General features: G+C 52.3%; 22 protein-coding genes and 3 tRNA genes. 10 read left to right on the top strand and 15 right to left on the bottom strand.

Translation table 11 applies throughout. The features are described from left to right. The first annotated feature begins 130 nt into the window (after positions 1 to 130). On the top strand, positions 131 to 889 hold the full coding sequence (locus L103DPR2_RS10720; protein WP_055361081.1) for a 3-hydroxyacyl-CoA dehydrogenase: 759 nt from the start codon (positions 131 to 133) through the stop codon (positions 887 to 889). Positions 890 to 934: 45 nt separating this feature from the next. Further along, positions 935 to 2,761, top strand: a complete 1,827-nt coding sequence (gene ggt / locus L103DPR2_RS10725; protein ID WP_082466896.1) for a gamma-glutamyltransferase — start codon at positions 935 to 937, stop codon at positions 2,759 to 2,761. On the opposite strand, the gene acs is transcribed toward ggt, so the two are convergent. Further along, positions 2,762 to 4,723, bottom strand: a complete 1,962-nt coding sequence (gene acs / locus L103DPR2_RS10730) for an acetate--CoA ligase (RefSeq protein ID WP_055361083.1) — start codon at positions 4,721 to 4,723, stop codon at positions 2,762 to 2,764. A gap of 164 nt (positions 4,724 to 4,887) precedes the next feature. On the opposite strand from acs, the gene L103DPR2_RS10735 reads away from it, so the two are divergent. The 3 genes from L103DPR2_RS10735 to murI all read left to right on the top strand — a co-directional run bounded on the left by L103DPR2_RS10735 (position 4,888) and on the right by murI (position 7,981). After that, positions 4,888 to 5,499, top strand: coding sequence for a TIGR00645 family protein (locus L103DPR2_RS10735; RefSeq protein WP_055361991.1), 612 nt, complete (start codon positions 4,888 to 4,890; stop codon positions 5,497 to 5,499). A 63-nt stretch (positions 5,500 to 5,562) separates the two neighbouring features. Further along, positions 5,563 to 7,116, top strand: a complete 1,554-nt coding sequence (locus tag L103DPR2_RS10740; RefSeq protein ID WP_055361084.1) for a fumarate hydratase — start codon at positions 5,563 to 5,565, stop codon at positions 7,114 to 7,116. Continuing rightward, positions 7,103 to 7,981, top strand: coding sequence for a glutamate racemase (gene murI / locus L103DPR2_RS10745; RefSeq protein WP_231717628.1), 879 nt, complete (start codon positions 7,103 to 7,105; stop codon positions 7,979 to 7,981). Before L103DPR2_RS10740 ends, murI begins: the two co-directional genes overlap by 14 nt. On the opposite strand, the gene L103DPR2_RS10750 is transcribed toward murI, so the two are convergent. From L103DPR2_RS10750 to L103DPR2_RS10770, 6 genes are all read right to left on the bottom strand, one after another. Next, on the bottom strand, positions 7,973 to 8,491 hold the full coding sequence (locus L103DPR2_RS10750; RefSeq protein WP_055361085.1) for a YgjP-like metallopeptidase domain-containing protein: 519 nt from the start codon (positions 8,489 to 8,491) through the stop codon (positions 7,973 to 7,975). The two genes, murI and L103DPR2_RS10750, sit on opposite strands and share 9 nt — an antisense overlap. Beyond that, the gene (locus tag L103DPR2_RS10755) at positions 8,488 to 9,759 is read right to left on the bottom strand and encodes an MFS transporter (RefSeq protein WP_055361086.1); all 1,272 of its coding nucleotides are present in this window, start codon (positions 9,757 to 9,759) and stop codon (positions 8,488 to 8,490) included. The genes L103DPR2_RS10750 and L103DPR2_RS10755 overlap by 4 nt, the downstream gene beginning before the upstream one ends. 33 nt (positions 9,760 to 9,792) lie before the next feature. After that, the gene (locus L103DPR2_RS10760) at positions 9,793 to 10,422 is read right to left on the bottom strand and encodes a DUF6806 family protein (RefSeq protein ID WP_055361087.1); all 630 of its coding nucleotides are present in this window, start codon (positions 10,420 to 10,422) and stop codon (positions 9,793 to 9,795) included. 18 nt (positions 10,423 to 10,440) lie between these two features. Beyond that, a tRNA-Leu gene (locus tag L103DPR2_RS10765) sits at positions 10,441 to 10,533 on the bottom strand. Between the two features lie 109 nt (positions 10,534 to 10,642). Continuing rightward, positions 10,643 to 10,813: a hypothetical protein gene (locus L103DPR2_RS14405; RefSeq protein ID WP_194942722.1), complete on the bottom strand. Its 171-nt coding sequence runs from the start codon at positions 10,811 to 10,813 to the stop codon at positions 10,643 to 10,645. An 82-nt stretch (positions 10,814 to 10,895) separates the two neighbouring features. After that, positions 10,896 to 12,146, bottom strand: a complete 1,251-nt coding sequence (locus L103DPR2_RS10770; protein ID WP_055361993.1) for an MFS transporter — start codon at positions 12,144 to 12,146, stop codon at positions 10,896 to 10,898. 72 nt (positions 12,147 to 12,218) lie between these two features. On the opposite strand from L103DPR2_RS10770, the gene L103DPR2_RS10775 reads away from it, so the two are divergent. Next, positions 12,219 to 12,683 carry a YbaK/EbsC family protein gene (locus tag L103DPR2_RS10775; protein ID WP_055361088.1) on the top strand — a complete coding sequence of 155 codons (465 nt, stop codon included), beginning with the start codon at positions 12,219 to 12,221 and terminating at the stop codon, positions 12,681 to 12,683. A gap of 54 nt (positions 12,684 to 12,737) precedes the next feature. Here L103DPR2_RS10775 and L103DPR2_RS10780 read toward each other — a convergent pair whose 3' ends face one another. The 3 genes from L103DPR2_RS10780 to L103DPR2_RS10790 all read right to left on the bottom strand — a co-directional run bounded on the left by L103DPR2_RS10780 (position 12,738) and on the right by L103DPR2_RS10790 (position 16,624). Then, positions 12,738 to 14,771 (bottom strand): TRAP transporter large permease subunit, encoded by a 2,034-nt coding sequence (locus tag L103DPR2_RS10780; RefSeq protein ID WP_055361089.1) that lies wholly within the window; start codon positions 14,769 to 14,771, stop codon positions 12,738 to 12,740. Then, positions 14,768 to 15,427: a TRAP transporter small permease subunit gene (locus L103DPR2_RS10785; RefSeq protein ID WP_055361090.1), complete on the bottom strand. Its 660-nt coding sequence runs from the start codon at positions 15,425 to 15,427 to the stop codon at positions 14,768 to 14,770. Before L103DPR2_RS10785 ends, L103DPR2_RS10780 begins: the two co-directional genes overlap by 4 nt. A gap of 90 nt (positions 15,428 to 15,517) precedes the next feature. Continuing rightward, positions 15,518 to 16,624 (bottom strand): TRAP transporter substrate-binding protein, encoded by a 1,107-nt coding sequence (locus L103DPR2_RS10790; protein ID WP_055361091.1) that lies wholly within the window; start codon positions 16,622 to 16,624, stop codon positions 15,518 to 15,520. Positions 16,625 to 16,822: 198 nt separating this feature from the next. Between L103DPR2_RS10790 and L103DPR2_RS10795 the strand changes: the two genes are divergently transcribed. Both L103DPR2_RS10795 and L103DPR2_RS10800 read left to right on the top strand, forming a co-directional pair. Then, on the top strand, positions 16,823 to 17,404 hold the full coding sequence (locus tag L103DPR2_RS10795) for a DUF4337 domain-containing protein (RefSeq protein WP_055361092.1): 582 nt from the start codon (positions 16,823 to 16,825) through the stop codon (positions 17,402 to 17,404). Between the two features lie 19 nt (positions 17,405 to 17,423). Continuing rightward, positions 17,424 to 18,473 carry a serine hydrolase domain-containing protein gene (locus tag L103DPR2_RS10800; protein ID WP_055361093.1) on the top strand — a complete coding sequence of 350 codons (1,050 nt, stop codon included), beginning with the start codon at positions 17,424 to 17,426 and terminating at the stop codon, positions 18,471 to 18,473. A gap of 32 nt (positions 18,474 to 18,505) precedes the next feature. On the opposite strand, the gene L103DPR2_RS10805 is transcribed toward L103DPR2_RS10800, so the two are convergent. Next, complete coding sequence (locus L103DPR2_RS10805; RefSeq protein ID WP_055361094.1) at positions 18,506 to 18,919, bottom strand: VOC family protein; 414 nt, start codon at positions 18,917 to 18,919, stop codon at positions 18,506 to 18,508. An 87-nt stretch (positions 18,920 to 19,006) separates the two neighbouring features. Continuing rightward, positions 19,007 to 19,909: a dienelactone hydrolase family protein gene (locus L103DPR2_RS10810; RefSeq protein WP_231717629.1), complete on the bottom strand. Its 903-nt coding sequence runs from the start codon at positions 19,907 to 19,909 to the stop codon at positions 19,007 to 19,009. Between the two features lie 192 nt (positions 19,910 to 20,101). Between L103DPR2_RS10810 and L103DPR2_RS14510 the strand changes: the two genes are divergently transcribed. Together L103DPR2_RS14510 and L103DPR2_RS10820 are read left to right on the top strand one after the other, a co-directional pair. Continuing rightward, a complete protein-coding gene (locus L103DPR2_RS14510; protein WP_255416920.1) occupies positions 20,102 to 20,227 on the top strand; it encodes a hypothetical protein in 126 nt (41 codons plus the stop codon). 24 nt (positions 20,228 to 20,251) lie between these two features. Further along, positions 20,252 to 21,295, top strand: a complete 1,044-nt coding sequence (locus L103DPR2_RS10820; RefSeq protein ID WP_055361096.1) for a 2-dehydropantoate 2-reductase — start codon at positions 20,252 to 20,254, stop codon at positions 21,293 to 21,295. A gap of 85 nt (positions 21,296 to 21,380) precedes the next feature. On the opposite strand, the gene L103DPR2_RS10825 is transcribed toward L103DPR2_RS10820, so the two are convergent. The 3 genes from L103DPR2_RS10825 to lon form a co-directional block, all read right to left on the bottom strand. Beyond that, a tRNA-Cys gene (locus L103DPR2_RS10825) sits at positions 21,381 to 21,454 on the bottom strand. 73 nt (positions 21,455 to 21,527) lie between these two features. Then, a tRNA-Gly gene (locus tag L103DPR2_RS10830) sits at positions 21,528 to 21,603 on the bottom strand. Between the two features lie 96 nt (positions 21,604 to 21,699). Then, the gene (gene lon / locus L103DPR2_RS10835; RefSeq protein ID WP_055361097.1) at positions 21,700 to 24,132 is read right to left on the bottom strand and encodes an endopeptidase La; all 2,433 of its coding nucleotides are present in this window, start codon (positions 24,130 to 24,132) and stop codon (positions 21,700 to 21,702) included. Positions 24,133 to 24,167: the final 35 nt, after the last annotated feature.

Raw genomic sequence — 24,167 nt, forward strand, 5'->3', positions numbered from 1 at the left:
GCCTGAGGTTACAAACGCCCTGAAAAAGCGTACAAAAATCAGCTGACAACCTGGCCAAAAGCTTCCTCTCAATAGGGCAAAAGTGCATAATTGACGTTTACGTAACGTCAACTAAAAACAGGAGTGAACCATGGACATTCAAGGCAAAGTTTTCATCGTGACAGGCGGGGCATCAGGTCTGGGCGAAGGCACGGCCCGCATGCTAGCGGCCAACGGCGGCAAAGTGGTCATTGCCGACATGCAAGCCGAAAAAGGCGAAGCCATTGCCAAAGAATTGGGCGGCGCATTTGTGAAATGCGATGTGAGCAACGAGGCCGATGGCCAAGCTGTGGTTGCCAAGGCTGTCGCCATGGGCAAATTGGTGGGTTTGGTGAACTGTGCAGGCATTGCACCCGCAGAAAAAACAGTAGGGAAAAATGGCGCCCATTCCCTGGCCGTGTTCAGCAAAACCATCACTGTCAATTTGATCGGCAGTTTCAACATGATTCGTTTGGCCGCTGAAGCCATGTGCAAAAACGAACCTGAAGCAACTGGCGAGCGCGGCGTGATGATCTCCACGGCTTCTGTGGCTGCTTACGACGGCCAGATTGGTCAAGCGGCCTATTCCGCATCCAAAGGTGGCGTGGTGGGCATGACATTGCCGATTGCCCGTGACTTAGCCCGCAATGGCATTCGCAACATGACCATTGCACCCGGGATTTTTGGCACGCCCATGATGTTCGGCATGCCGCAAGAAGTACAAGACTCATTGGCAGCTTCTGTCCCCTTCCCTAGCCGTTTGGGTACCCCCAACGACTACGCCAAATTGGTCAAGCACATACTGGTCAATGACATGCTCAATGGCGAAGTGATTCGCTTGGACGGCGCCATTCGACTCGCACCGAAGTAAGTCATACACTCTGCACTTCCATCAACGGAGTGCAGTATGAAGTCCATGAAGTACCGTAGCAGCCTTTGGGCTGCTGTTGCCATTTTGGTGTCAGGTTTAAGCGCTTGCGCCTCTAAGCAAGTCGCGTTCAACTACAACGCGCCAGACATCGAAGTTAGCTCGCTTGAATATCGAGAAAAACCTGGTTGGGCCACCAAGAGCTTTGCTGTCGCCGCAGCCAATCCATTGGCCACTGATGCAGGATATCAAGTATTGCAGGCAGGTGGCTCGGCCATCGATGCTGCTATTGCGGTTCAAATGGTATTGACACTGGTAGAACCTCAATCCAGTGGCATTGGCGGCGGTTCATTTGTATTGCACCACGACGGTCAAAAAGTAGAGGCCTATGACGGCCGTGAAAGCGCGCCTGCTTCTGCCACAGACAAATTATTCTTAGATGCGCAAAGCAAGCCACTCCCCTTCATCGAAGGTGTTCTCAGTGGCTTGTCTGTTGGCGTTCCAGGAACCCTGAGCGTTTTAGAATTGGCACACAAAGAACATGGCAAATTACCATGGGCCACATTGATGCAACCAGCCATTCAGCTGGCTGAGCAAGGCTTCAAGTTGAGCCCGCACTTGCACAGAGCACTGCTTTCTGAAAATTTCCTCATGAAAGACCCGGTGGCTGCAAGTTACTTTTATGATCATCAAGGTAAGCCACATCCTGTCGGCTATGTACTGAAAAATCCAGAATTGGCAGCCGTCTTTCGTGACATTGCAGCTCGAGGATCGCAAGCTCTAAAGCAAGGCCCAGTGGCCGAGGCTTTGGTGCAAAAAGTCCGGCAGCACCCCACACGTCCGGGCAGCATGACGCTGCAAGACTTGGCAAATTACAAAGCCAAAAAACGCGAGCCCTTGTGCTTTGATCACGCAGTGCAAACCACAGGCAAAACCTACCAGCTCTGCGGCTTTCCACCTCCCAGTTCAGGCACCTTGGCCATCGGTCAAATGTTGGGGATTTTGAACAATACGCCCGCAGGCAAGATGCCGCTTGAACAAGGACTGCCGTCCTCTGATTGGTTGCACTTCTACACAGAAGCTGCACGATTGGCATTTGCAGACCGTGGTCAATTTGTGGCCGACCCCGACTTTGTCCAAGCGCCAGGCGGCGATTGGAAAAACATGCTGAATCCGACTTATCTAAAACAACGCAGCAGCTTGATTGGGAACCAAAGCATGAAGGTGGCAAAGCCCGGCAATCCTGCTGGCACCAGAACCGCTTTTGGACCCATGCCAGCGCAAGAAGAATACGGCACCAGTCACATCAGTGTGATCGACAAGGACGGCAACGCAGTTGCGATGACCACCACCATTGAAGCGGTATTTGGTTCTAGGTTGATGGTCAATTCTGGAAAAGGTCGCCATGGCGGTTTCTTGCTCAACAACGAACTGACCGACTTCAGTTTTTCACCCACCGATGCGCAGGGCCTGCCCATTGCCAATCGCGTGGAAGCTGGCAAGCGTCCACGCTCTTCTATGTCGCCTACGTTGGTGTTTGAAAAGGACTCAGGCAAACTGAAAATGACCGGGGGCAGTCCAGGCGGCGCCGTGATCATTCACTACACCGGCAAGCTGTTGATTGGCACTTTGCAATGGGGCTTGAACACCCAGCAAGCCATCAGCTTGCCCAACTTCAGTTCATTGAACGGCCCCACCATTTTGGAAGAGAAACGTTTTCCAGAAAGCACGATCAAGGCTCTGCAGGGCAAAGGGCATGACGTGCGTGAAACGCCCTTGCCCAGTGGCCTTCAAGCGATTGAAGTGACGCCAACAGGCTTCTTTGGCGGCGCTGACCCAAGACGCGAAGGTGTTGTCATGGGCCCCAAGCCCTGATCAATACGCTTGGCCCAGTTGTCCCAAGATCGCTGGGTTTTCCAAGGTACTGATGTCTTGCGTAATTTCTTCGCCTTTGGCCAAGCTGCGCAGCAAACGGCGCATGATTTTGCCGGAGCGTGTCTTGGGCAAGTTCTCGCCAAAACGAATGTCTTTGGGCTTGGCAATCGGGCCAATTTCTTTGGCGATGTGATCGCGCAGTTGTTTGGCAATGGCCTTGCCTTCGTCGCCTGTTGGCAAGGGGCGCTTGAGAACCACAAACGCGCAGATGGCCTCACCTGTGGTGTCATCCGGACGACCCACCACAGCGGCTTCGGCCACCAGCTCGGTGCAGCTGACCAAGGCAGATTCAATTTCCATGGTGCCCATGCGGTGACCCGACACGTTCAACACATCGTCAATGCGACCGGTGATGGTGAAGTAGCCTGATTCGGCATCACGAATGGCACCGTCGCCGGCCAAGTAGTACTTGCCCTTAAAGTCATCGGGGTAGTAGCTCTTCACGAATCGATCTGGGTCACCCCAGATGGTGCGAATCATGGAGGGCCAGGGGCGCTTAACCACCAAGATACCACCTTGGCCGTTGGGCATGTCTTTGCCCGTTTCGTCCACGATGGCGGCTTGAATGCCTGGGAAAGGCAGTGTGCAGGAACCGGGCACCATGGGTGTCACACCAGGCAATGGCGTGATCATGTGACCACCGGTTTCGGTTTGCCAGAAGGTGTCGACGATGGGGCAACGACCGCCGCCCACGTGCTGGTGATACCACTCCCACGCGGCGGGGTTGATGGGCTCGCCCACAGAACCGAGCAAACGCAAGCTGCTGAGGTTGTAGCTCTTTGGATGCACTGCATCGTTGGCTTCAGCGGCTTTGATCAAGGAACGAATGGCAGTTGGTGCTGTGTAGAAAATGGAAACCTTGTGGTCTTGAATCATTTTCCAGAAGCGACCTGCGTCTGGGTAGGTGGGCACACCTTCAAACACAATTTCAGTGCCGCCCAAAGCCAAGGGGCCGTAGGTGATGTAAGTGTGGCCCGTGACCCAACCGATGTCGGCCGTGCACCAGAACACATCGTCTTGCTTCAAATCGAAAGTCCATTTGGTGGTGAGTGCTGCGTGCAGCAAGTAGCCACCCGTAGAGTGCTGAACGCCTTTAGGTTTACCCGTTGAGCCAGAGGTGTACAACAAGAACAAAGGATGCTCTGCGCTCACCCACTCTGGCTCGCAAGTTGTTGCTTGCTTGGCGATCAAGTCGTGCATCCAAGTGTCGCGGCCAGCAGTCATGGCCACAACAGCGCCACTGCGTTTGACGACCAGGACATTCTTGATGCTGTCGCAACCACCCAATGACAAAGCTTCGTCCACAATGGATTTGAGGGGCAACTGCTTGCCACCGCGAATTTGGTGGTCAGCTGTGATCACGGCTTTGGCGCCTGTGTCCTCAATGCGATCGCGCAATGACTGGGCAGAGAAGCCACCGAACACCACAGAGTGTGTCGCGCCAATGCGCGCGCAGGCTTGCATGGCTGCCACGCCGTCGATGGACATGGAAATGTAGATGACAACGCGGTCACCCTTTTGGATGCCAATGGACTTGAGGCCGTTGGCAATTTGGCACGTTTTGGCCAACAATTCGTTGTAAGTGATGCGCGTGACTTCGCCGCCGTCGGCTTCAAAAATCAAGGCAGTTTTGTTGCCGAGGCCTTTTTCAATGTTGCGGTCCAAGCAGTTGTAGGAGGCATTCAATGTGCCATCTTCAAACCACTTGAAAAATGGCGCCTTGGATTCGTCCAGAACTTTGGTGAAAGGCGTTTTCCAAGTAATCAGCTCCTTGGCCAAACGTGCCCAGTAGCCTTCGTAGTCGGTTTCAGCCTCTTGGCACAGGGCAAGGTAAGCAGGCATGCCTGAAATATGGGCATTTTTGACGAAGTCAGCACTGGGTTGGTAAACGGTGGCGCTCATTCTGTGTCTCCTAGGGGAACTTGTTCGAAATAATCACCATGAATGTCGGTCTTGGCTCTTACATACCCCTGACTGACACCATTCTTTCAAGGGTCGGGCCACAGATAGCCCTCAGGGGTAGGAACGCCCCTTAAAATCCGGAATTACCCTCAATGAGCATCACCATGGCCGACAAACCCAAACTCAACCCTGCAGCCACGCCCCTTCGCCCTCTGCCCAAGTTGATCTTCGCCAGTCGTTGGTTACAACTGCCTTTGTACCTTGGCCTGATTGCAGCCCAAGCTGTCTACGCTTTTCACTTTTGGGTTGAGCTGGTTCATTTGCTGGAGGCCGCCTTTGGCAGTCAGGCCGCGTTGGAAGCCCTGATTTCCAGCATCGGCTACAAAGCCGACGCACCCGTGACCCACCTCAATGAAACCGTCATCATGTTGGTGGTTTTGGCCCTGATCGACGTGGTCATGATTTCCAATTTGCTCATCATGGTCATTGTGGGCGGCTATGAAACCTTTGTGTCCCGCATGAATTTAGAGGGGCACCCCGACCAGCCTGAATGGCTGGACCATGTGAATGCCTCCGTTTTGAAAGTCAAATTGGGAACCGCCATCATTGGCATCAGTTCCATTCATTTGCTCAAAACCTTCATCAATGCGGCCAACTACAGCGAAAAAGTTTTGATGTGGCAAACCATCATTCACATCACCTTTTTGCTCAGCGCCATCGCCATTGCATACACCGACAAGCTGATGTCGCACCATGACAAAGTTGAAACGCATTGAATCGGCAAGCTGAATTTGCCGAGACTCCTTATCCAATTCAAATAGACCTCGTGAAAGACTGACATGACGACTTTGATCAAACAAGAAGACCTGGTTGAATCCGTTGCAGCGGCCCTGCAATACATCAGCTACTACCACCCTGCCGATTTCATTTCACATTTGGCCAGTGCCTATCACCGCGAGCAAAGCCCAGCTGCCAAAGACGCGATTGCGCAAATTTTGACCAACAGCAAAATGAGCGCCATTGGTCACCGCCCAATTTGCCAAGACACCGGCATTGTCAATGTGTTTTTAAAAATCGGCATGGACATCAAGTTCGACAACTTCACAGGCAGCCTGGAAGACGCCATCAACGAAGGTGTCCGACGCGGTTACAACTATGCTGACAACATGCTGCGCGCATCTGTCGTCGCCGACCCCGAATTTGCCCGTAAGAACACGCAAGACAACTCCCCCGCGGTCATCTTCACGCAAATCGTTCCCGGCAACAAATTGGACATCACAGTGGCAGCCAAAGGTGGCGGCAGTGAGAACAAGTCGAAGATGGTCATGCTCAACCCCAGTGACAGCGTGATTGATTGGGTCTTGAAAACAGTGCCCACCATGGGTGCAGGCTGGTGCCCGCCAGGCATGTTGGGCATTGGCATTGGCGGCACAGCTGAAAAAGCCGTGTTGATGGCCAAAGAAAGTTTGATGGACGATTTGGACATGTACCAGTTGCTTGAGAAATCAAGCAAGGGCGAGAAGCTGACGCAAGTCGACAACATGCGCTTGGAAATTTACGAGAAGGTCAATGCATTGGGCATTGGCGCGCAAGGTTTGGGCGGCCTCACCACCGTGCTCGACGTCAAGATCAAGATGTACCCTACCCACGCAGCCAGCAAGCCAGTGGCCATGATTCCAAATTGCGCGGCTACACGTCACGCGCACTTTGTGATGGACGGCTCTGGTCCTGTTTATTTGGATGTGCCATCACTCGATTTGTGGCCAGATGTGAACTGGACGCCTGACACAGAAAAGAGCAAGCGCGTTGACCTGAACGCCCTCACGCCTGCCGAAGTGGCCAGCTGGAAACCTGGTCAAACCCTGCTGCTCAACGGCAAGATGCTGACAGGCCGCGATGCTGCCCACAAGCGCATTCAAGACATGTTGGCCAAGGGCGAGAAGTTACCGGTCGACTTCACCAACCGCGTCATCTACTACGTTGGCCCCGTGGATCCCATCAAGGGCGAAGCTGTGGGTCCTGCAGGCCCAACGACCGCCACGCGCATGGACAAGTTCACAGAGATGATGCTGGCCCAAACCGGCCTCATTGCCATGGTGGGCAAAGCAGAGCGCGGCCCTGTTGCCATTGAAGCCATTCAAAAGCACAAGTCTGCTTATTTGATGGCCGTGGGCGGTGCTGCTTACTTGGTCTCCAAAGCCATCAAACATGCCAAGGTGGTGGGCTTTGCCGACCTGGGCATGGAAGCCATTTACGAATTCGATGTGGTCGACATGCCCGTCACAGTGGCGGTGGACTCTGGTGGCACCAGCGCGCACATTACAGGCCCCGCCGAGTGGCAAAAACGCATCGCAACGGGTGAATTCAAAGGCATCAAAGTTGCCAGCAACTGAACCTAACACTTCGGGCTTCATTGGCGTTTTTGACAGCGGCATTGGCGGCCTGAGTGTGTTGCAAGCCTTGCGTGCAGAAATGCCGCAAGAGCGCTTTGTTTACTGGGCCGACAGTGGCCATGCGCCTTACGGTGAGCGCAGCGATGCGTTTGTGATTGAACGCTGCATGCGCATCACGCAACAGTTGATGGCACAAGGCCCAGTCAAAGCCATTGTGGTGGCGTGCAACACGGCCACAGCAGCAGCCATTGAGCATTTAAGAGCGGCCTACCCTCAGGTGCCATTTGTAGGCGTGGAGCCAGCGCTGAAACCTGCCATTGCACTGACTCGCACAGGCAGGGTTGGCGTGATGGGCACACAAGGCACATTGAACAGCAGTCGCATTGAGAAGCTAAGGCAAATGGTTCTGGCGGAGGCCTCTCCCAAATCGTGTGAATTTGTGATGCAAGCTTGTGAAGGCTTGGCATTGGCCATTGAACAACAAACTGTCAAAGCACTCAGCAACACACTGGCCCTTGAAAATTTGTGCAAACAGCATCTACAGGCCATGGGGCCATTTGGACAAAACGCTGGTCAAATGGACACGCTGGTCTTGGGCTGTACACACTATGTGTTTGTAGAAGACATCTTGCGCAAGTGGGTTGGCCCCGCAGTCCAAATCATTTCAACGGGCGAAGCCGTCGCCAAACAAACACATCGCTTGTTGCCCGACGTCAACAGGATGCAAGCCCTTCACAACAAATCAGGCGATGTTCAGCTTTGGACCACTGGTTCATTGCACGCGCTTGAAGCCGCAGCCAGTCGCTGGTTAGGTTTAACTGCCGCGCACTGTCACCTTGCGCCGGTGGACAGTCCGTTAAGCTGAAGCCCATAAACGCTCACCACCGGCGTCTAGGTGCGTGAGGTAAACACGAAGTTCAAACTCTGATTGCGCATAGTCTGGCGCCATGTGATGGCACAGTTTGTAAAAAGCTTTGTCATGTTCGCGAACTTTCAAATGCGCCAGTTCATGCACTGCAATCATCTGCAAAAAAGCCATGGGGGTGTCTTTGAACAAAGCAGCCACTTTGATGTCACGCTTGGCTTTGAGCTTGCTGCCCTGAATACGGGAGGTGCTGGTGTGCAAGCCCAATGCGTGCTGAATGATGTGCAGCTTGCTGTCAAATGTCACTTTGTTGATGGGATCGGCTTGGCGCAAGAATTCATTTTTCAAATCCATCACATAGGCATAGAGCGTGCTATCGGTGCGAACACCATGCGCCTGCGGATGCCGTGACAACAGCCAAGCACCCAGGCCTGGGCCATCGCTGATTTTTTGCACCTGCTGCAGCAGCGACTCTGGATAGGCTTGAAGGTATTTGAACCTTGAGGTCACGATGGACTGGCCGCTTGGCGTTGGCCTCGCTGAACATTCACAGGCAGCAACAACAACCACCCCACCACAAACAAAACGGTGGTTGATGCGATGGCCAAGCGTTGGTTACCGTCTGTTACCCAAGTGATCAAACCATAGCCCAAGGGACCCACAATGCTGGCCAGTCGGATGGCGAAAGTCCAAAGGCCAAAAAATTCGGCCAAGCGATGCGCTGGAATGAACAAACCTGCCATGGCTCTGCCTGTGGACTGGCTGGAGCCCATGCAAATACCGGCCAAAGCAGCCGCCCACCAAAAGACTTCCTTGCTGCTGGTCAGTGCTGCCATCACACAGGTGATGCTCCAACCCACCAAGGTCAGCGACAAGGTCAATTTGTGCCCTATGCGATCTTGCGCATGACCAAAGACCAAAGCACCGACAAAGGCTGCGATGTTCAACACAAAAATCAACACCATGGTTTCTTGAGGCTGAAAACCAATGACTTGCTCGGCATAGATGGCTGCCAGCGTGATGGCCACGGCAACGCCGCCCTGATAGGCCACAGCGCAAGCCATCAACTGCATGAAATCTTTGTAGGCCTTGGCTTCTTGAAATGTTTGGCGCAGCTGCTGCCATTGGCTGCTGGCCTTGACGCGGTGCATTTGAGGTTTGGCGTGCTCTTTCATCAAGGCAAACGTGACCGAGGCAGCCAATGCGTAAATGACCGCAGTCACCCACATGGTGACGGGCACAAATTGCCCTGCAGTTTGCCCCTGCCCTTGCGCCCAGAGCACGTAGGCCAAACAAATGCCCAAGGTCAGCATGCCTCCTAAATAGCCCCAAGCCCAGCCCCAAGAGCTGATGCGCCCCATGGCCTCCGGCTTGGCCAACTCGGGCAGGAAGGCAGCCGTCAACGACTCACCGTATGAATAAAAAGTGTTGGAGACGATTATGCAGACAATGGCCAAGGCCACTTGCCCTGGTCCAACCCACGACAGTGAAGCCGTGCTGAGCACGCAAGCCGCAGTGACCAGCATCAAAAGTTTTTTCTTGGCTGCATGCCGGTCAGCCCATTCACCTAAGGCTGGCATGGTGAACATGACGATGGCATAGGAAAAGCTCAGGGCGCTGGTCCATGCCAGGGTGGCCCATTCGGCTTTGTCGGCCACTGCACCCACGAAGTAAGCGGCAAACACAGCCGTAATGACCACGGTGGTGTAACCTGAGTTGGCAAAGTCGTACATGGCCCAGCCAAAGACTTCTCTGCGTTTGACACCTGAATTCAGCATGGCAATGGGGCCTGTGCTTGATGAAGAACTGATTTAATGCAAATGACGCGGTCTACGGCCGCCACCATGACCGCCGGAAGGGCCACCGCTGTTGCCTTTGGGTGGCTTGCCCAACTCGAGAGAGCTGACCAAGTTGTCAAAGCGTTGAGAAAACAGTTTGTCGATTTCGTGGACCACCCCACCCAATTCAGCACCATCAAAGTGACGCTCCATGAGACCCACCACATCTTGGACCAGCAAGTCGCGCTGAGCTTGCATGATGGCGGCAGGATCGGGACCCACAAACAAGATAACGAAATCATCGCGTGATTCAGTACCGCGTGTTTCTTCTTCGTCGTCAAATTCAGTATCGTAGAAAGTAACCTCGAGCTGTGCGCCTGCAGCCGAAACTTCGTTGATGTTCATGCACAAATCGTCGAGGACTTGCCGAAAATCGTCGTCGCCACGAACTGTCCAACACAGCTGAAGTTTGTGCGCTTCTGCATCAAAGCGAATGCCGGGTTCTTCTTCGTAGAGACTTTGAGCGCCCTCCGTCAGAGAGCGGCCACCCGCGTATTTCCAAAGGGGCTTGGTGGCTTCTTGCAAGGCTTTGAAGTCGACATCGTCTCGCAACAGGACTTCACCATGAACATGAATTTCAAAGGGGGTACTGAAGGATGTCATGGCTGTCTACTTGGTCAGTGGTGCCCCGGGCCGGAATCGAACCGGCACGCCCGCTATGAACGAAGCGGCGGATTTTAAGTCCGATGTGTCTACCAATTTCACCACCGGGGCTAAAGCTCTATTGTGCCTTCAAGTTGAGCTTTCTGGCATTAAAAAGCCCTCCAAAGAGGGCTTTTCTTGAGTCTAAAGTGAAAACTTCAGAATCAAAGAAGAAGAGGTATCAACCGCCTTTTTTGGCACGCTTGCCTGGGTTCTTTTTGCTGCGAGTTGCAACACCGCGCTCAAGGCTGACGCGCTGACCACGGCCGCTGGTGGGCAAAGTGACGCCAGGCAGTGGCTTCAAAGGAGGTGTGAATTTACGGTCAGCTTCGGTAACGATCTTATTGCCCATCTATGGCTCCAGGAAAAAAAGTTCAAGGCGATATTAAGCCACAGATTCGAGGCCTCTCCGGTTCAACACCCGAAATTAGCCTTCAATCTTCACGACCTTGCGACGCTTCCTGGGCTTCACTGAGCGATTTCAGGCTTCTCACCCTCGAAAACGTGATCACGATGGCTTGAACCGCAAAGCCAGCCACCACAACCAGCAAACTGGCCAGATCGGAGCCCATTTCACCCACGAAGCCCCCCAACAAGGCACCCAGTGGACGGGCACCTGTGCCAGCCACAATGTTGATGGCCGTCACTCGGCCCATCATGGGATTGGGGGTGACGCTTTGTCGCAGCGTGGTCGACGTGATGGTCCAAATGATGGGACCAAAACCAAACAGGAAATAAGCAAAACATGCCACCAGCACCGAAGGCAACCAATGCGTTGAGGCCATCACGCAGGCAGCCGCGACCGAGAAAAACGGACCGAGCAAGATGGCTTGGCCAAAAGGCATCAACGAGACAATGCGCGATGCCATTAAGGAGCCTGCGATCATGCCCACGCCATAACAGGCCATGGTCAGCCCCACTTCACTTGAACCCATGCCCAGTGTGCGGATGGCATAGGGTACATAGATGGCTTGCAATACAAACCACGAAATATTCCAGGCAATCGAGGTCAACAAAATAGGTCGAAGCAAATGGCTAGACCACACAAAATGCGCGCCATCTTTAAGCTCTAACCAAGGGTGACGATCGGGTGCAGCCTGTCGAACGGGTTCTTGAATTTGCCTTAAAAACCCAACAGCGGCCAAAGACAACATCAAGGACAAAACGAAAGAAGTTGAAGCGCCCATCCAAGCAATCAAAGCGCCCGCCAAGGCAGGACCACCCGCAAACGCCATGCTTCGAGCCAACTCCAAACGACCATTGGCTTGTGCCAATTGTTGACTGCCCACCAATGCAGGAACCAAAGATGGCGCACTCACACTGAAGCCCACAGTACCCACTGCCGCCAAAAATCCAACGCAAGCCAACAAGGGCACGCTGATTTGTTCTAGCAACATCGCCACAATGAGAACCAAAAGGGCACAAACACGCAGCACCTCAGACATCAACATGAGCCTCTTGCGCGACATGCGATCGGCAAGCAATCCCAAGGGAATAGAGAGCAATAAAAAAGGCAGCGATTGAACCGCTGCAATGACGCCAATTTCGCCAGGGCCTGCTTTGAGCATCAGCACCGCCACGATGGGCACAGCAGCCAAGGTCAACTGCTCAGCCGATTGCGCCATGAGATTGGAGAACGCCAGCTTGTGAAACGCGGAAGGCAAGGCGTTTGAATTTGAGTTCATCGAGGACATTTTTGGCTGGGCTTTTGTCTGCTATCTTCAGGCCTTCATTTTGCCTTGATTTCCACACACGCCATGAGCCTTCAATCTGTCAAAGACTTCTTTTCCAATCGTCAAATCGACATTGACATCATTGAGCTACCGGTCAGCACAGCCACGGTTGCGCTGGCGGCTGAAGCCCATGGGGTCGAACCGGGTCAGATTGCCAAAACATTGGCCTTTCAGTTAAGCGATGGCCGTGTGGCTTTGGTCGTTGCCAAGGGTGATGCACGGATTGACAACAAAAAATTCAAAGATGCGTTGGGCAAGGGAAAAATGCTAGGCCTTGATGCAGTGGCTGAGATCACCGGCCATCCGGTTGGCGGCGTTTGCCCCTTTGGGTTGACGTCCCCACTGCCCGTCTACTTGGACGTTTCTTTGAAAATTTACGAAGAAGTCATCCCAGCTGCAGGTTCCATCAACAGTGCCGTTCGCATCAGCCCAGAAAAAATGGCAGACATCACCCAAGCAGAATGGGTCGATGTCTGCCAATCACAATGAGCGCCTGAAGGGATCAGGCTTCAAAGATTAAGCGTTCACTTCATTTGAAACACATCATTTGCCGTACAAATAGTTAGGCAACCACAGCGTGAGCTCTGGCCAGATGTACATCAAGATCAAGCACAAGATCACGATGAACATGTAAGGCATCATGCCTGCAAAGATCTGATTGATGGTGACGTGAGGTGGCGACACCCCTTTCAGATAGAACGCAGACATGGCCACCGGTGGCGACAAGAATGCGGCTTGCAAGTTCACAAACACCATCACACCCCACAGCATGGGATCAATCTGGAAATGGGCCAGCAGTGGCAAAAAGATGGGCACAAAAATCACAATGATCTCGGTCCACTCTAATGGCCAACCCAAGACAAAAATGATGGCTTGAGAAAGCAGCAGGAATTGAATGGGCGTGAGGTTCAACGCCATCACCCATTCCTCGACCAAACGCTGACCACCCAAAATAGCAAACACGGCAGAGAACAAGGCTGAGCCCACAAACAACCAGCACACCATGGAGGTGGTTTTGGCTGTCAAGAACACTGCTTGTTTGATTTTTTCAAAATCCAGCGTCCCGGCAGACCACGCCATCAAGAATGCACCTGCTGCACCCACCGCAGCCGATTCAGTGGCTGTGGTGATACCAAACAAAATGACGCCCAGCACCACGAAGGTGAGAATGCCCAAAGGCATGACAGAGCGAACCAACATGTTCAGAATTTCATACTGCTCAGCATCAAAGTGCCAGTAGTAGTAAGCCAGCATGGCAGCACACAAACCACACGCAATCCAGAAGCCTAGGTAAAAGCCTTCAGGAACGGGTTCTGTTTTGGGTGCATCAGATGTGTCGCCATCACCCAAAGCCTGCAACGGCGCATCTGACTCTTCAGCCTTGGCTGAAGTGCTTTCTGCGCCAGGCGGCAATTGAACCCCTTGCGAAGATGACGCTGTCTTCACAGTTTCTGCCCCTGGGGGCTCTTGAACACCTTGTGAACCTGGAGGCTCTTGCAATCCACCAGCACCAGGTGGCTCCTTCAAGTCGCTAGCGCCTGGTGGCTCTTGCACCCCAGAGCGCTCCGTTGCAACGGGCGCAGGAGCGGCATTGGCCTCACCTGCAGGTGCAGCAGTTGGGGCTTCCGCTTGAGCCGTTTGTGTTGCCACCACTTGGGCCGCAGCCGCATTGTTTTCTTCTTGAGAATGAATGACCACATACCACCAGACAGCACCCATGGTGGCCACCGTCATCAAGATGGGAACCAAACTCATGACAAAACTTTTGGCGATGAAGCCCCATGTCACCACCACGCTGTCAGCAGATTTCTTCAAAACTTTGCCAGGTGACAAAAGCGCTTGAAAAAGTGCCAAGAAATATTTGGGCGCGTAATGGTCCGCAATTTTTTGCACTTCTGGCGAAATGTTCGCGCGTGTTTGCTCAGCTGGCAGTTTGGGCGCGACTTTGGGATCGATCAATACCCAGCCAATGACGTAGATGAGGTACAAGGTTGCCAAGAAAAATCCTGGGAACATAGCCGCCGCATACAACTTCACCACCGACTGTCCGGCAACCGCCGCGTACACAATGATCATCACCGAAGGCGGAATCAAGATACCCAAAGTTCCGCCCGCGGTGATGACGCCTGCTGCCAAGCGAGTGTCATACCCAGCGTTGAGCATAGGACGCATGGCAATCACGCCCATCAACACCACCACAGCGCCCACCAAACCACTGGCAATACCCCAGAAGGTGCAAATGACCAAAGTGGCCACCGCCAATGAGCCTGGCAATTTGCGGAAGGCCAATTGAACACTGTGGAACATTTTGTCAACCAAGGCGCCCCGCTCCATCACATACCCCATCAGCACAAAGAGCGGGATAGAAAGCAAGGTGTCATTGGTCATGGCACCAAAGGTGCGCTGAACCATGAGGTTGAAAATTTTGTTGTCAAACCATGGGGCCGACGGATCGTAGAAAGCGCCAAAGCCAAAGGCCATGCCCAAACCCATCAAGGTGAATGCTGTTGGGAAGCCCAACATGATCACCACCACGATGAGTGAGAGCATCAAGAGACCGAGTGCGGGATCGCTCATGCTTGGCCTCCTTTCGCGCGTTGGTGGGCAGATTCTTCAATGTTTTTGGCATTGGCAATGGCTTCCATTGCCGCGTCATGGTCTACCAATGTGCTGCTTGCCAACTGCTGCTCCACAACGTCAATCTCGTCTGCATCTTTCAGTCGTGGCGTCCATTCGCCGGTGCGTATGCAGACAGCACAACGCAGAATTTCAGCCAAACCTTGCATGAAAACAATGAGGCCCGCCAGCGGAATGACCGACTTGAAGGGATACAAAGGCAATGGATCGGCGTTGAATGTTTGCTCATGGATGGCCCATGAGTCGGCTGCATAGTTCCAACCTGCCCAGGTGAGCGCAATCACGCCGGGGATGAAGAACAAGATGTACAACACCAAATCAAGCCAAGCTTGTGTTTTGGGTTTGGCACTGCCATAGAAAAAATCGCCGCGCACATGACCATCCTGACATAAGGTATAGGCGCCGCCCATCATGAAGAGCGTCCCATACATCATGTTACTGGCATCAAAAATCCAGGCTGTGGGGGCATTCAATGCGTAGCGCTTGAAAACTTCCACAACCACCAACAACATAAGCCCAACGATCAGCCAGGCAAATGCTTTTCCTACCCACGTGCTGATTTGGTCAGCTGTGTGTAGCAGTGTTTGCGTATTCATATAAAACCGATAAAAAAATTAACAACCAAAAGCAAAATACCCATCCTGACTCAAACCAGGATGGGCAAGCTCTAAAAAAACGAAAGTATCTTAGGCTTTTTTGTTGAAGTAGCGGTTGTACGCCATCTTGAAGTCGACCATGTAGTCGTTCTGCCACTGACCTGCACGCTGCGCAAAAGCCATTTGTGAGTCCATGACTTTCTTGAAGAATGGGTTTTCAGCAGACTTCTTGGCAACCACTTTGTCCCACGCATCGAGCTGCGCCTTCAAGATGGCGTCAGGCGTTTTGTAGAACTTGATGCCCTGCTTCTTCATCTCTGTGTAATCTTTGGAGTTGCGATCGATGGCTTTCCAGCTCATCTCTGCTGAAGAGGCTTGCACGGCATATTCAATGATGGACTTCAACTCTGCGGGCAATGCATTGAGCTTGCCTTTGTTGAACAAGATTTCAAATTGTTCACCGCTTTGGTGGAAGCTTTGCAACATGCAGTTTTTAACCACATCAGGGAAACCCAACACACGGTCTGAAGAAGCATTGTTGAACTCGGCCGCGTCAATCAATCCACGGTCCAAGGCAGGCACAATTTCGCCACCTGGCAAGGGGTTCACGGAAGCACCCAGTTCTGTGAAGATGTCGACAGCCAAGCCAACCGTACGGTACTTCAAGCCTTTCAAGTCAGCCACTTTGGCAATCGGCTTCTTGAACCAGCCCAAAGGCTGCGTTGGCATAGGGCCGTAGACATAAGACGCCACGTCAATGTTCAATGACTTGTAAATTTCTTCGAGCAACTGCTTGCCGCCGCCGTAGTTGTGCCATGACAAAACCATGTTGGGGTCCATACCGAAGGCAGGGCCAGAACCCCACAAAGCCAAGGCAGAGCTTTTGCCATAGTGGTAAGCCAACACACCGTGGCCACCATCGAGTGTGCCCTTGTTCACCGCGTCCAACAATTGGAAGGCTGGCACCACGGCGCCAGAAGGCAACACTTCAATCTTCAAGCGACCGCTGGCCATGTCGTTGACTTTTTTGGCAAAGTCGTTCGCGTATTCATGGAAGATGTCCTTGGCAGGCCAAGTACTTTGGAAGCGCAAGCTGACCGTGTCTGCTTTAGAGATCATGGGAGCGGCTAACGCGCCTGCTGCAACAGCACCTTTCAAAAGGCCGCGGCGAGAAGATGATGTTTTCTTTTCTGTCATGGTTATTTCCTTAAGTTGACCAAATCAAATCCACCAGAAATGATGCACAGGACATGGATTTCACAACTCAGGGTTAGTACCGAATTTGATGAGAATATTTTCTCAAAGTGTCAATCAAAATAGACAAAATATCCCAAGTAATACACCGTTAATTTCCCTCGTGCTAGGCACAATAGGCAGGTCATCAATGGAGACACCATGGAAGCACAAGAAACCGCAGAACTGATCGAACAAACGGGCCACGGCGACAAATCGCAAAACCGATCTGCGCTCACCATCTCCATCTTGGCCATGGTTCTGGCCATTGCCAGTTTGGGCGGTTCCAATGCGATGAAAGAGGCCACACAAGAAAACATCTTGGCAGCCAATGCCTATGCTTTTTACCAAGCCAAAAACATTCGTCAAACCACATACAAGTTGGCAGTTGCCGATTTAGAACTGCAAATGGCGCGAGAGCCCAACATGAATGCCAATGCCAAGGCCATGTTTGATAAAAAGATAGAGGATTACAAAAAAACGGTTGAGCGTTATGAGTCGGAACCCGACACCAAGGAAGGCAAGAAGGAGTTGATGGCTCGCGCCAAAGAACATGAAGCAAGCAGAGACCATGCGATGCGGCAAGACCCCTGGTTTGACTATGCAGAAGGCATGTTGCAAATCGCCATTGTGTTGCTGTCGGTTTCCATTGTGGCCTCTGTGCCAGCACTTTATTGGGCGGGTTCTGTTTTAGGGGCCTTAGGCTTTCTCAGCACAATCAACGGCTACTTTTTACTTTTCTAATTCCTGCTGACGTACAAGCATGACGCCCTCTCTTCAATCGGCCATCGACTTCATTCAATCTTGCGAAACGCCTTGGTCGCGAGACACCTCTGCGCCATGGGGCATTCACGATGTTGATCCGGCCCCCTACAACCGTTTGTATGGGCCTGTACACGGCCGGGGCCCCGTCTCTGGCATCATTTATCACAAGCACCAATTGCTGGCTGCTTGGGGTGAGCCTCGAAAATCGGACCTGACTTTCAGCGTGGCCAAAACCTATTTGGCCTTGTTGGCAGGTGTTGCTTTTGATCGCGACCTTTTAAGCGATGTGCACGAACCTGTCATTGCAAAATGTCCAGGCATCGGCTTTGAAGGCGAGCGTTTATCACGAATCACCTGGCACCATCTGCTACAGCAAACCAGCGAATGGGAAGGCACCTGTCTGGGAATTCCCGAGCAAGTCGATCGGTACCGGTGGGTGTCCTATCAACCAGGTCAGGCCGACGGTAAAAAAGGCGACGCCAGACCGCTTGGCGAACCTGGATCGCGGTTTGAGTACAACGATGTGCGCATCAACCAGTTGTCTTTGGCACTTTTGCATTTGTTCAAGCGCCCTTTACCTGAAGTCTTTGAAGAATCCATCCTTCAACCCGTGGGATGCCAAGACCCCTTTCAATGGCAAGGTTACGAACAGGGCTGGACCCAAGTGGCAGGTCAACGAATGATGTCTGTACCAGGCGGCAGCCACTGGGGTGGCGGCGTGTCCATCTCGGCCATGGACCAGGCCAAAATAGGCCTCATGCTCATGGGCAATGGCCAATTGAACGGAAAGCAAGTACTGTCTCATCAATGGCTTGAGATGATGCAGCAGGCCTGTGACATTGCACCCTACTACGGCTATTTGATTTGGCTCAACCAAGATGGCCAGTTGTTCAAAGATGCACCCCGTACTTCTTGGTTTGCCATTGGCGCAGGTTCCTCTGTGACATGGGTCGACCCGCAACTTGAATTGGTTTGCGTGATGCGCTGGATTGATGCCCCAAAAACAAACGACTGCATCGCCAAAGTGATGCAGTCGTTGTCGATGTAAATCACTGAAGGCTTGGAGCCTTCAGCAAGTCTTCATTTGGCAAACAAGCTGGCTGGATTTGCAAAGGCTTTGAATTCAACCGCATTACCGCACGGGTCTAAAAAGAACATGGTGGCCTGCTCGCCCACCTGACCTTTGAAGCGAATGTGCGGTTCAATGACGAATTTGATGCCGGCTTTTTTCAGCTTCTCAGCCAGCGCTTCCCACTGGCCCATTTCCATCACCAAACCAAAGTGGCGAACAGGCACATTGTCCCCATCGACCGCGCTGGTGTTGCGATGGCCGGCCTCATCTGGCGACAAATGGGCAACGATTTGATGGCCGTAAAAATTGAAGTCAACCCACTCGTCACTGGAACGACCTTCTGGGCAACCTAACAAGTCGCCATAGAAAGAGCGCGCTGTGGCCAAAGAAGTAACTGGAAAAGCAAGGTGAAAGGGTTGCATGTTGATTCAAGTTGATACAAATAAAACCACATTCTGCCTCAAGCTGAGCCAGCGGTGTAGTGGGCGATGTGAGTCAAAGTGACCCGCTTAGGCTTTCAAAGTTTTCTGAAACAAGGCCAAGGTACGACTCCAAGACAAGTCGGCTGCGGCCTGTTGATGCCTGGGCGTCGAGTTGTTGTGAAAGCCGTGTTGCGTGCCTGCATAGAGATGTGCGGCATAGGCCGTGCCCTGCGCCTTGAGGCCCGCTTCAAAGGCAGGCCAACTGACATTGATGCGCGGATCATTTTCTGCAAAATGCAAGACCATTTCGGCTTTGATTTTGCTCACCTTGTCTGCAGAAGGGGCGATGCCGTAATAAGGCGCACCGGCTTTGACGCCATCACCTAAAGCCGCAGCAATTTCATTGGTCATGCCACCGCCCCAGCAAAAACCAGTCACCCCCAATTTGCCATTCGACAGCGCATGGTTTTTCAAGAAAATGGCACTGTTCAACATGTCGGTTTGAAGCTTCGAGGGGTTGAGCTTGTCTTGCAACAACTTGCCTTCTTCGTCATTGCCTGGGTAACCACCCACTGGATAAAGCCCGTCGGGCGCCAATGCCAAAAAGCCTGCGGCAGCCAAACGACGTGCCACATCCTCAATGTAAGGGTTCAAACCGCGGTTTTCATGAATCACCAAGACCGCTGGAAATTGCGTGGCGGTTGGCGAAGTCGGTTGAACCAGATAGCCACGCATCTCACCAGAACTGCCGCCCGGTGAGGCATATTTCACATAACTGGCCTTGATCCGTGGATCGGTAAACGAAATGGTTTGGGCGTTGGCATACCGCGGAAAGAGGGCTTGCGCCATGGCCATGCCCCCCACAGCGATGGCACTGGCTTTGGCCAGAAATTCACGTCGGTCCATGGCGCCATGACAGTACTCATCGTAAAGCGCATAAATTTTGGGATGAATGGTGGCCGGCTGAACAGTTGTTTGAGGTTGATGCACGATCACTCCTTGAAGTTTGAGTCATGTTAATTCAAGGGGCTCAAATTTGCTGAAGTCGACGTCATCTGCTTCTTTTTATTATGATGAGACATCCATTTGATTTAGCCCCTTCGTCTCTTGCCAAGTTCCACAACCCTCAGTCCAGTTAATTGTTGGAAGTGCAAACACTTTGCCACCAGCTGGGATCCCAAAATGCCATACAGCTGCAAGTTGTTGGGATTCAAGTCACAAGTCTTGCCCAGCATTCAAGTGATGAACTCAGACGGACGCCCATGCTTTGGCTTCGACCCCAAGCCAGTCAATGCAGCCAAGACCTAATTGGCGCTTTACGCTTGTAACTTGATGAACACCAACATAGGCTTTCTGGATCAAGGCACTCCGCACATTGTTGTCTTGGGTGCTGGTGCCATTGGCGGTTACATCGGAGGCTGCTTGGCAGTTGCAGGCGCTAACGTCAGCTTCTTGGGTCGCACTAAGATGCTTGACATCGTGAAGACCCACGGGTACAGATTGACAGATTTATACGGACGTCATTCCAAGCTCGCGCCCTCTGAAATTCATTTCACTACCGACGCCAAGGTATTGAAGCTGGCAGACTTTGTTTTGGTGGCTGTCAAAAGTCGTGACACGCTTGCGGCAGCCGAGTTGCTTCGTATGCATGCCAAACCGAATGTGACCATCATCAGCTTTCAAAATGGTGTTGGCAATGCAGAGGCATTGGCGAATCATTTGCCACAATTCAAGGTCGTTGCGGGGATGGTGCCTTTCAATGTCGTGACCTTGCCAAACGGACATTTACATTGTGGCACTGAGGGACAACTTTGCACTGAAAGCAACGCCGTGTTAAGTCCACTGAACACGTTCTTTGAAAAAGCAGGATTACCGTTGCAGCAATTTACAAACTTCAAAGAAATTCAATGGGGCAAGTTGATTTTAAATTTGAACAATGCAGTCAATGCAATATCAGATCTACCTCTTAAAGAAGAGCTGTCTCAACACGCCTATCGCAAATGTTTAGCGCTCCTGATCAGTGAAACTTTAACGGTCTTGTCGCAAGCAGGCATTCATCCAGCCAAAGTTTCAAAAGTATCAGCGCAGCTGTTGCCCTACATTTTGAGAACGCCCGACTTTGTATTCAAAAGATTGGCCGCCAGCATGCTCAAAATTGATGAGATGGCCAGATCTTCAATGTGGGAAGATTTGCAAAATCAAAGAACAACTGAAGTCACTGCCTTGAATGGGGCTGTGGTTGATTTGGCCAAGTCAATTGGCATAAGTGCACCACGCAATGCTCGGATGGTGGCTTTGATCCAACAAGCAGAGCAAGGCAAAGTTAAAGCTCTCACAGGAAAAGATTTACTTCAAAACTTGACGTCGCCCCCATGACATTTGCAACTTGACGGTTCAATTTTGGCCTCACCAAACAAAAAGCCCCTTGCGGGGCTGTCTTGTTAATTTCAAAAAAGAAATTTGGAGGCGCGGGCCGGAGTCGAACCGACCTACACGGATTTGCAATCCGGTGCATAACCGCTTTGCTACCGCGCCATTTTTTGCGACAAAAAAGGGAAGCTGTTGCTTCCCTAAATTGCTGAAAGATATTGGTACATCTTTCAATGTTTGGAGCGGGATAAGAGGCTCGAACTCTCGACCTATACCTTGGCAAGGTATCGCTCTACCAACTGAGCTAATCCCGCATTTGCAATCAACTCAGCATTGTATGCCGATTTGTTTGCGTTGGACGAATTGTAGCGCAATTTTTGAGAATTTTTAAAGTCCCCAAAAAAAATCTATCAATGTTTGACCGCCCCTTCTTTGGCGTCTGTTTTGGCATCGGCCGAGACAGGCGCAGAGGCAGCCACAGCCTCCTCTTCTGGGAGGGGTTGTGGCATCTTTTCCAGGGCTACTTCCAGCACTTTGTCGAGCCATTTCACGGGCACGATTTCAAGGCCGTTTTTGACATTTTCAGGAATGTCCTGCAAGTCTTTGACATTGTCCTCGGGGATCAGAACCGTCTTGATACCACCGCGAAGTGCAGCCAACAGTTTTTCTTTCAAACCACCAATGGCAGTCACTTCACCGCGCAACGTAATTTCACCCGTCATGGCCACATCGGCACGCACAGGAATGCCCGTCATGGCAGACACCATGGCGGTGGTCATGGCAGCGCCAGCACTGGGGCCATCTTTGGGCGTTGCGCCATCGGGTACGTGGATGTGCAAGTCTTTTTTCTCAAAGACATCGTCCTTGATACCCAGCATGCGGGCACGGCTTCGAACCACAGTGCGTGCTGCTTCGACAGATTCTTTCATCACGTCACCCAAAGAGCCCGTGCGGGTGATCACACCCTTACCTGGCATGAGTGCGGCCTCGATGGTCAGCAAATCGCCACCCACTTCGGTCCAGGCCAAGCCAACCACCTGGCCCACTTGGTTCTGCGCCTCTGCACGGCCGTAGGTGTATTTCTGCACACCCAAGAAATCGTTCAGATTGTCGGGGGTGACCAGCACCGGTGCAGTCATTTGTTTGAGCAACAAACTCTTGACCACCTTGCGGCAAATTTTGGAGAGCTCGCGCTCGAGAGAACGCACACCTGCTTCACGTGTGTAATAACGAACCACATCGCGCACAGCGGCATCGCTGACGCTCAGCTCTTCAGCCTTCACACCATTGTTTTTCATTTGCTTAGGCAGCAAATATTTGATGGCGATGCTGGTTTTTTCGTCTTCGGTGTAGCCTGACAAACGGATCACTTCCATGCGGTCTAACAACGCAGAAGGAATGTTCATCGAATTGGATGTAGCCACGAACATGACGTCGCTCAAATCAAAATCGACTTCAACGTAATGATCGCCAAAAGTGTGGTTCTGCTCGGGGTCCAACACTTCCAACAAAGCGCTAGAAGGGTCACCGCGGAAATCTGTGCCCAGTTTGTCGATCTCGTCGAGCAAGAACAAAGGATTTCGTGTGCCCACCTTGTTCAGGCTTTGAAGCACTTTGCCTGGCATGGCGCCAATGTAAGTGCGACGGTGACCGCGAATTTCGGCTTCGTCTCGCATGCCACCCAAGGCCATGCGCACGTACTTACGGCCCGTCGCTTTGGCAATGGACTGACCCAAGGATGTTTTACCCACGCCAGGAGGGCCAACCAAGCAAAGAATAGGTGCTTTGACTTTGTCAACACGCTGCTGAACCGCCAGGTATTCCATGATGCGGTCTTTGACTTTTTCCAGACCGTAATGGTCTTCGTTCAACACCACTTCAGCATTGCCCAAGTCGTGTTTGATTTTGGTCTTCTTGCTCCAAGGCAATCCCGTAAGCACTTCAATGTAGTTGCGCACCACTGAGGCCTCAGCCGACATGGGCGACATCAGCTTGAGTTTCTTCAACTCGGCATCGGCCTTTTTGCGCGCTTCTGCGGGCATTTTGGCAGCTTTGATTTTCTTTTCGATCTCTTCGATGTCGGCGCCCTCTTCGCCTTCACCGAGTTCTTTTTGAATGGCCTTGACTTGCTCGTTCAAATAGAAATCGCGCTGATTCTTTTCCATCTGGCGCTTCACGCGGCCACGAATTTTTTTATCAACATTCAGGATGTCAACTTCACGCTCAAGTTGTGTGAAAAGATTTTCCAAACGATCGCGGATGCTGGCCAAGTCGAGCACCACTTGCTTGTTTTCTAACTTGAGTGGCAAGTGCGCCGCAATGGTGTCAGCCAGACGACCGGGCTCATCGATGCTAGAGATCGATGTGAGAATTTCTGGCGGAATCTTTTTGTTCAGTTTGACGTACTGGTCAAACTGCTGCATGACCGCGCGGCGCAGGGCTTCAATTTCGCTGCTTTGCTCGGCCTTTTCAACAGAGGCTTCAACCGGCATGACCGTGGCCACGAAATGCGCTTCACCATCGGCGATGGACTGCACCTTGGCACGCTGCTGACCTTCTACCAACACCTTCACGGTGCCATCTGGCAGCTTGAGCATTTGCAAGATGGTGGAGACACAACCGACTTCAAACATGTCGGTGGCTTCAGGCTCATCTTTGGCCGCTGTTTTTTGTGCCACCAGCATGATGCGGCGGTCGGTGAGCATGGCGCTCTCAAGGGCCTTGATGCTTTTGGGACGGCCCACAAAAAGTGGAATGACCATGTGCGGAAAGACCACGACATCGCGCAATGGCAACATCGGCAGGTCGAGCAATTCGGCGGGGAGTGGTGTATGTCCAGACATGAGATTCCCTAAATTATTGGGGATAGATGGCCCCT

Source organism: Limnohabitans sp. 103DPR2 (assembly GCF_001412575.1).
Classification (GTDB): domain Bacteria; phylum Pseudomonadota; class Gammaproteobacteria; order Burkholderiales; family Burkholderiaceae_C; genus Limnohabitans_A.